This is a genomic window from Enterococcus sp. RTP21361st1_A6_RTP21361_211029, assembly GCF_040910045.1.
GTDB classification, from domain to species: Bacteria; Bacillota; Bacilli; order Lactobacillales; family Enterococcaceae; genus Enterococcus_D; species Enterococcus_D gallinarum.
On the sequence record NZ_JBDGBK010000119.1, the window covers coordinates 1 to 8072 of the forward strand.

Annotated in this window: 8 protein-coding genes; 1 reads left to right on the top strand and 7 read right to left on the bottom strand. The window is 41.9% G+C overall.

The genetic code is table 11. The annotated features are described in order from the left end of the window. The 7 genes from AB5Z52_RS15130 to obgE all read right to left on the bottom strand — a co-directional run. Positions 1 to 427 (bottom strand): adenine phosphoribosyltransferase (locus AB5Z52_RS15130; protein ID WP_368266992.1); only part of this gene is annotated, 427 nt, incomplete at its 3' end. Between the two features lie 11 nt (positions 428 to 438). Further along, positions 439 to 2739: a single-stranded-DNA-specific exonuclease RecJ gene (gene recJ / locus AB5Z52_RS15135; RefSeq protein ID WP_005473216.1), complete on the bottom strand. Its 2301-nt coding sequence runs from the start codon at positions 2737 to 2739 to the stop codon at positions 439 to 441. 272 nt (positions 2740 to 3011) lie between these two features. Next, the gene (locus tag AB5Z52_RS15140) at positions 3012 to 3437 is read right to left on the bottom strand and encodes a lipopolysaccharide assembly LapA domain-containing protein (protein WP_003126656.1); all 426 of its coding nucleotides are present in this window, start codon (positions 3435 to 3437) and stop codon (positions 3012 to 3014) included. A 12-nt stretch (positions 3438 to 3449) separates the two neighbouring features. Then, positions 3450 to 4238 carry an SDR family oxidoreductase gene (locus AB5Z52_RS15145; RefSeq protein WP_096710982.1) on the bottom strand — a complete coding sequence of 263 codons (789 nt, stop codon included), beginning with the start codon at positions 4236 to 4238 and terminating at the stop codon, positions 3450 to 3452. Then, the gene (gene rnz, locus AB5Z52_RS15150; protein ID WP_003126658.1) at positions 4222 to 5178 is read right to left on the bottom strand and encodes a ribonuclease Z; all 957 of its coding nucleotides are present in this window, start codon (positions 5176 to 5178) and stop codon (positions 4222 to 4224) included. Before rnz ends, AB5Z52_RS15145 begins: the two co-directional genes overlap by 17 nt. 64 nt (positions 5179 to 5242) lie before the next feature. After that, positions 5243 to 5812, bottom strand: coding sequence for a DUF456 domain-containing protein (locus AB5Z52_RS15155; protein ID WP_003126659.1), 570 nt, complete (start codon positions 5810 to 5812; stop codon positions 5243 to 5245). Between the two features lie 202 nt (positions 5813 to 6014). After that, positions 6015 to 7328, bottom strand: a complete 1314-nt coding sequence (obgE, locus tag AB5Z52_RS15160) for a GTPase ObgE (protein ID WP_003126661.1) — start codon at positions 7326 to 7328, stop codon at positions 6015 to 6017. A gap of 251 nt (positions 7329 to 7579) precedes the next feature. On the opposite strand from obgE, the gene AB5Z52_RS15165 reads away from it, so the two are divergent. Continuing rightward, the coding region (locus AB5Z52_RS15165) for a glyceraldehyde 3-phosphate dehydrogenase NAD-binding domain-containing protein (RefSeq protein ID WP_368266993.1) at positions 7580 to 8072 on the top strand (493 nt) is incomplete at its 3' end.

Here is an 8072-nt window from a genome sequence, read left to right on the forward strand (position 1 = left end):
CGACAACGATGCCGCCAAGCTGTTCGACCAAGCGAATCGTAGCAGCAATCGTGCCGCCAGTGGCCAACAGATCGTCGCAAACTAGGACACGTTGGCCAGGTTTAATCGCATCTTCGTGTAACGTCAAAATATCCACGCCATATTCTTTCTGGTATGTTGCTTCAATCGTTTTTCGAGGTAGCTTGCCTTTTTTACGTACTGGCGCAAAACCAACACCCAGTTGATACGCCACGGGACAACCAACAATAAACCCACGAGCTTCAGGTCCAACCACCATGTCGATCCCTTTTTCCTGAGCGTACTCGACGATTTGCTGTGTTGCATAACGATAAGCTTCTCCATCAGCCATCAATGGAGAGATGTCGCGAAAGACAATTCCTTCTTGCGGATAATCCGGAATGCTGGCAATATAGTCTTTTAAATTCATGTTTTTTCCTCCTAAGATATCAACCATTTGCGAATCGTTGATAAATCACTCATTAGTAAATCTTCTTCTGTTTTGATTTTTGCAAGTCGCTGTTGATACAACACACTCTCAGTAAGCGGCTTATTCTCTGGATCAGGGACTTTTTTCAAAACGCCATCTTTTATTGTAACAAATTTCAAATCAAAAAACACTTGAATCATAAAAATTAATAATTTTTCTGGAATCTGCAAGTAGTTAGCTACCATTGGCAGTTTATAGCGAATATCAATCCCATTCTGCTGATTGATCAGTTGAAACAAACGGCCGTATTGTTCCCTAGTCCCGACACCATCCAGATAAGCATCCTCTGTGGATACTAAAATCAAATAGATACGATTGACAGGTATTTCTTGAATGATTTTTCTCAAAAGCTCTTTCTCGCTAGGACAGTCTAGAAAAGCGAGTTGCGTATAATTTCCTGAACCAAAAAAAGCTGTCAAATCGTCTAACGTTTGATAAACATGAACGTTCGGACAAAATCGTTCTATCTCTGAAGGCAATTTATCCGAAAAAGCAATACCTAATGTTTGGGCATCAAGGATCAACCCTTGCCGATTTTTCTTTGAACGCAAGTCGAACAGCTGTATGCCGTTGACTTCAAAATCTTCCAACATCAGCTGTGGTTTCTTCTTGCCGTTCCATTCATTGACAGATAATTGCCCCACAACGGCCAATCCTTCACTCTCAAATTCTACTAGCTGTGATCCAAAACCAAAACCGATCACATCTAATTGACCATTTTCTCCATCTGTAAGACTGACTTTTAAATGCTGATTCTCTGTACCAATTTGTCGGCCATTATCAGCAGAAATATTCGTAATCAAAAACTTTGGGATTGGGTTGTCTGTACCAAAGGGAGCTAAAATTTTCAGCGACTCGATAAAATTTGTCGTAATTTCTGCTAAAGACAATTCTTCATCAATCGGTAACGGAATCCCGCTAGAAAGGTCGATCCGATTATCGACCACGTATTGATTCATACGTTCTTGGAGCATCGAAAGGTGATCAATGGGCACACTGAGCCCTACTGCCGCATGGTGTCCACCAAAGCTGGTAAACATTTCACGCATTCCAGAGAGCATGTCAAATAGATTTAATGCTGCAACACTGCGCCCAGAACCTTTAGCAATACCGTTGCTTTTTTTGGTTAAAACAAGGACCGGTCTGCCAGTCTGTTGCATCAATCGTCCAGCAACGATCCCTAAGACACCTTCATGCCAATCATCTCCCACAATTAAATGGACTTGATTTGAATCGGAAAGCATATTCTGAGCTTCTTTCAAAATCGTTTCCACATATTGCTTTCTTTGAAGATTGATCGTATCTAATTGATTGGCTAACAATTGGGCTTCTTCTGGATCAAATGTCGACATAAGTGTTACCGCAGGATTGGCATCTTCCAAGCGTCCAATCGCATTCAAACGAGGTCCGATGGCAAAACCAATATCCGTTTCATTGATTGCCCGTTTCTTCAGACCACTCACTTCGATCAGTGCCGAGAGCCCCGCACGTTCGGTTTGCTGGATCATTTTTAATCCGTTAGTGACCAGAATGCGATTCTCACCAGTGAGCGACACCATGTCAGCGATCGTACCAATTGCCACGAGATCTAATAATTCGACTGGCACTTCTTCTAATAACGCAGTAGCGACTTTGAATGCGACTCCGACACCCGCCAAATCTGAAAAAGGGTAATTTCCTAATGGATGGCGAGGATGAATGATGGCATACGCATCGGGTAATTCTGGTGGCAACTCATGGTGATCTGTAACGATAACATCTACCTGTGCTTCTTTGGCATAAGCCAATGCCTCATGACCAGATACACCATTATCAACAGTTATAATCAATTGCACACCAGCTGCGATTTTATCTTGATAAACGGAAAGATTGGGCCCGTAGCCATCGGTAAAGCGATTGGGCAGATAAAATTCAACATCCGCACCCAATAATTCCAGCGCTTCTTTTAAGACAGTCGTGCTCGTAATACCATCAGCATCGTAGTCTCCATAAATCAGAATACGCTCTTCATTCATGATCGCTGTCTGAATTCTATCGACGGCTTTTTCCATATCATAAAACAAAAATGGATCATGAAGTCCCTGCAAATCCGGTTCTAAAAAACTTTGCAAGTCTGCTGCTGTTCGAATATTCCGCTGCCATAATAATTGACCTATTAATGGTGACAAACCTCTTGCTTGGATCATTTCCTCGAAATTAGCTGATAATTCACTTTTTTGTGGTCTCAGCCAATGAAAGTTCGCGCGTTTCACACAATCACTCCTAACTTGGTAATTATAGCAAATATTTTGGAGAAAAGAAAAGCGTTGACCAAAAAAGCACTACCAGCTTCTATCCTATTTCTAGTACAATAAAAACGACATCCTTCGGTCGTTTATCGAAAGACCATCGAAGGATGTCGTTTTTATTTTGCTCATTTGTTGCAAAAGAGTGGTGAGCCAATCTTGCGCCTCACTTCAGAGATTTACCGTTCTGGTTGGAGTCCCAAAACCCTCTTTTGAAAAACAAGAGTGCAAGCTTACCATTACTCTGGAAACGTATCTTGACGATTTTCTATAATTGGTGGTTCACCAGGCACAACTGCCGCAGTTTTTGCTTCTGCTTCAGCAATTTGTTGTTCCCTCAAGGCGAGGTCTGCTTGCTTGTTTGCATATTCCCGTTCTAATACCTCACGCTGTTCTTGAAATTTTTCTTCATTATTTTGTTGAAAGTCAGCCAATTCTTTCCGTAATCTTTTTAATTCTTTCTTTTGTTGGAACATCGTACTAGTTGACACTAGTAAGATAATCAGTGCCCCCAACAAAGCCGCCCCAATGATAATCAAGATCAGAGGCGCTTTGATGCTAGTAAAGCCAAAATTGATTGGAACAGTCATATTATTGGCGACCGCAAAAAGGACGATCACTAAAACCAACAAAATACCTACGATTACTCGCCATTGATTTTTCATCAAAAACAACTCCTATTTTTTATTGAATAGACTTCCAGCCAAGTAGTCCCCAATAGCTGGGAATAGTGTGTAGAATTTTGCAGCTACTCCCATCACTTGTGGGCGATTGATCTCTCGTTTTGGATGAATCATCGCTTTAACGATGGTCTTTGCCAGTTTTGTTGGTTCAAGAACAAATGTCCCTAAAGAAGCTAAATAATTGCCACTAGGATCTGCTTGGTCAAAGAAGGCTGTTTCGATAGGCCCCGGATTGACAGTTGTCACATGAATGCCGAAAGGTTTCAACTCCAAACGCAACGCATTTGAAAAACCTAATACAGCAAATTTGGTTGCCGAATACACTGCAGTTTTTGGTGTAGCAATTTTCCCAGCCATCGATGCCACATTGATGATATGACCAGAGCGCTGATCGACCATTTCTAAAGCAATTTGCTGTGTTAAGACCATCATCCCTAATACGTTCACTTCAAACATATTGCGGATCGTTTCTGGTTTCATTTCTGTAAATTCTTGAAAAATACCAAAACCAGCATTGTTGACAAGAATGTCCACTTTTCCGACCTTTTCACGAATCGAAGCAATGATATTTTCGACACTTTCAGGGTCTGCAATATCCAATTGAAAGGCATAAGCTGGTTTGCCACTTAATGTCATACAATGTTCTTTGACTTTGTTGATCAACTGACTTCTACGGGCACAAATCACCACGATCGCACCGCGACGCGCTGCTTCATAACAGATTTGTTCCCCTAAGCCAGCAGATCCGCCAGTTACGACAATTACTTTATTTTCTAACAACATCTTGATCTCCTTTTTCTGCAAATGGGACATCGATGACATCGAAGTCTTTCACGATCACCGTATTAGGAAACACAGCTTTTGCTTCATTTGCCAGATTTGTAATATCTTTCCCAACATAGCGTGCACTAATGTGCGTCAAAAGCAATCGTTTTACCTGCGCTTGTTTGGCTACTTCAGCCGCCTGCACCGTTGTAGAATGAAAATAGGCGCGAGCCATTTTAGCTTCATCTTTATTGAAGGTACTTTCGTGAACCAGTACATCTGCATTTTCAGCCAGTAAGATCGAATTGGCACAAAGGCGAGTATCTCCTAAAATCGTGACGGTACGTCCCTTTTTCGCTTCACCTACATAGTCACTTCCGTTGATTTGTCGTCCATCTTCCAACGTGACGATTTCGCCTTTTTTCAGTCGACCAAAAACTGGACCCGGTTTGATTCCTAATGCAGTCAAAGCTTCTACCTGAAGCTCTCCTTGGTGACTCGCTTCTTCAACTCGATACCCAAAGCTTTCAATTCCGTGATCCAACCGACGGCAAGAAACGGTAAACTGTTTGTCCTTGAAGAGAATGCCTTCTTTTGTGATCTCATGAAAAACTAACGGGTAGCTCAATTTTGTTTGAGAAATTTTTAACACGGTCCGCACAAATTCTTCAATACCTATGGGCCCATAAATCTCTAACGGTGAAGCGCCCCCTTGAAAGGAGCGACTGCTGATCAATCCAGGCAATCCATAAATATGATCTCCATGTAAGTGAGTAATGAATATCTTTTCGATTTTCCGTGGGCGAATCGTAGAATGCAAAATCTGCATTTGTGTGCCTTCACCACAGTCAAACAACCAAACAGCATTGCGTTCATCAAGTAACCGCAGTGCTGTGCTTGTTACATTCCGATGTTTCGCTGGTACGCCTGCACCGGTACCTAAAAATTCTAATTCCATATACTTCTTTCCTTTCATCTTCCCCCAATTTTAGCGGAAACGAAGGTCAGATGCAATTTATAGTTTATTCCTGTTCTTCTTCAGATTGGGAATGAGACTTTTTCCAATCTTCTTGCGCTTGTGCTTTCGTTTTTTCTTCGACTTTTTTAGCCGTTTCAATTTCTGCTTCTACTTCATCATAGTCAAAGCGAGTAATTTCCCCACCTAATTGATTCATGATCAACTGATTTAGTGGACGATTGTCTTCCTCATCTGCAATCAACAATAAGCCAGTGTCGCCTACCCCAATTTGGGTGCTGACATGTTCAAACAGCAATTGTGCATTTTGGATTTCTTTGGCGTCTCGTGTCGCACCAATCATACTACCGCCGAACCAGCCTAACATGATTCCTAATGGTCCTCCCAGAATTCCTACTAGCATCCCAATCATTCCACCAGTCGATGCTTTGTTATTACCGGTAAAGTCTAGAAAATCTTCGATCTTGAACTGGTGCGCACCGGATTCTGTATGAGTGATCACAGCCATTTGTTCTCCTTTGATTTTCCGTTCCATATGCATGCGTTTTACTTCAGAAAATGCTTGGAATGCTTCCGAGTTTGCGTTGAAATTCATTACAATCACACGTTTTGCCATAATTTTCGCTCCCTTTCTTTTCTTTATTTTACCAGTATCTTGTCTATTTGAAAAAGAAAACAAATAAAAAAACGAAGTCATCTCATAACTCCGCTTTTTTATAAAGATTCCCTAGTTGTATCAAGAGTTGTTCCTATTGATAGGATTAGGCGCTAACGCTTTAACTGTATCTAAAGCAGCAACTAAGCTTACTCAACTAATCTTATTCAACAAATTCAAACTCAAAATTACCGATGCGCACGATATCGCCATCTTTGGCTCCTCGCGCACGTAACGCTTCGTCTACTCCTAACCCGCGTAATTGACGGGCAAAACGCATGACTGTTTCATCATGATCAAAGTTAGTCATTTGGAAGAGTTTCTCAATCTTTTCACCACTCAAGATCCAAGTAGCATCTGGATCACGATCAATGGTAAATTCTGGTTCATCCGAATGGAACCCATATTGAACAACTTCTTCTTCGATTTCCTCATCATACAATAAGAATTCTGGTGTGACTTCTAATAAGTCTGCAGTTGCACTCAGTAAAGCATCAATTCCCTTACGAGTGACACCTGAAATTGGGAAAATCGGCAAAGGATCTGCGAATTCATCGGTTTGTTCTTTTGCTAATTGCTCTTTGAATTTCACCAGATTTTCTTCTGATTCTGGCATATCCATTTTATTCGCTACGATAATTTGCGGACGTTCAAGCAAGCGTAAGTTATGGGTTGCTAATTCTTGATTGATTGCTTGATAGTCTTCATACGGATCGCGCCCTTCCATCCCACTCATATCGATCACGTGCAAAATCACTCGTGTCCGTTCAATGTGTCGTAAAAACTGTGTACCTAATCCAACACCTTGCGATGCCCCTTCAATCAATCCAGGAAGATCGGCCACAGCAAAACTACGACCATCTGAAGTCGTTACCATCCCTAGATTAGGGACTAGCGTTGTAAAGTGATAGGCACCAATCTTCGGTCTTGCAGAAGAAATGACAGAAAGTAATGTAGATTTTCCTACGGATGGGAAACCAACCAAGCCGACATCAGCTAGTACTTTCAATTCCAATTCAATTTTTCTTTCTTGGCCAGGTTCGCCATTTTCAGCTAGTTCTGGCGCTGGATTCTTTGGCGAAGCAAAACGGATATTGCCGCGACCGCCACGGCCGCCTTTGGCAATCGTCAACGTCTGTCCTTGCTCCAACAGATCTCCTAGCAAAGCACCTGTGTCTGCATCGCGGACAGTGGTTCCTTGGGGAACTTTGATATACGTATCTTCTGCTCCGCGGCCATGCATCCCTTTACTCATTCCGTTTTCACCTGGTTGTGCTTTAAAATGACGATTGAAACGGAAATCCATTAACGTACGCAAGCCTTCGTCGACAACTAAAATCACATCACCACCGCGGCCGCCATCCCCACCGGCTGGTCCGCCATCGGGAACGTATTTTTCTCTTCTAAATGCAACCATCCCGTCTCCGCCTTTACCAGCTTTGACATCGATTGTTACCTGATCTAAAAACATGGACATGTTATGTGCCCTCCATTCTCTCTTCTTACCTTCTAATAAACCAATTTGAATACAATTCATGCCATTTGCAGGCCAAAGTTCACCTTTAAGAAAGTCTATTTAATTGTAACGACCGCAAGGCCATTTGTCTATCTTTTCTGCCTCTTTTCCCAAAGAACTAGATAAAAAATTAAGGGTTTTTCTTTGACAGAATCCTGGTTTCGTAGCAGAATTTTAATTGTAAGATCAAAAAAGAGGAGGAACAATAGATTATGACAGTAAAAGTGGGAATAAATGGATTCGGACGTATCGGTCGCTTGGCCTTCCGTCGAATCAAAGAAGTATCAGATGATATCGAAGTCGTGGCGATCAATGATTTGACGAGCCCCGTCATGCTAGCCCAGTTACTCCAGTTTGATTCAACTCATGGTACCTATCCAGGCACAGTCACTGCCACAGATGATGCGATCGTCGTTGATGGAGAAGAAACAAAAGTCTACGCAGAACCTGATGCCAGCAAAATTCCTTGGGTGAAAGAAAATGGCGTGGATATCGTTTTAGAATGTACAGGCTTTTATACATCTGAAGAAAAAGCACAAGCACACTTAGATGCCGGTGTAAAACGTGTCGTTATCTCTGCACCAGCAGGAAAAATGAAAACGATCGTTTACAATGTCAATAGTGATACACTTACTGCAGAGGACAAAATCATTTCAGCTGGTTCTTGTACAACCAATTGTTTAGCTCCAATGGCTTATTTACTAA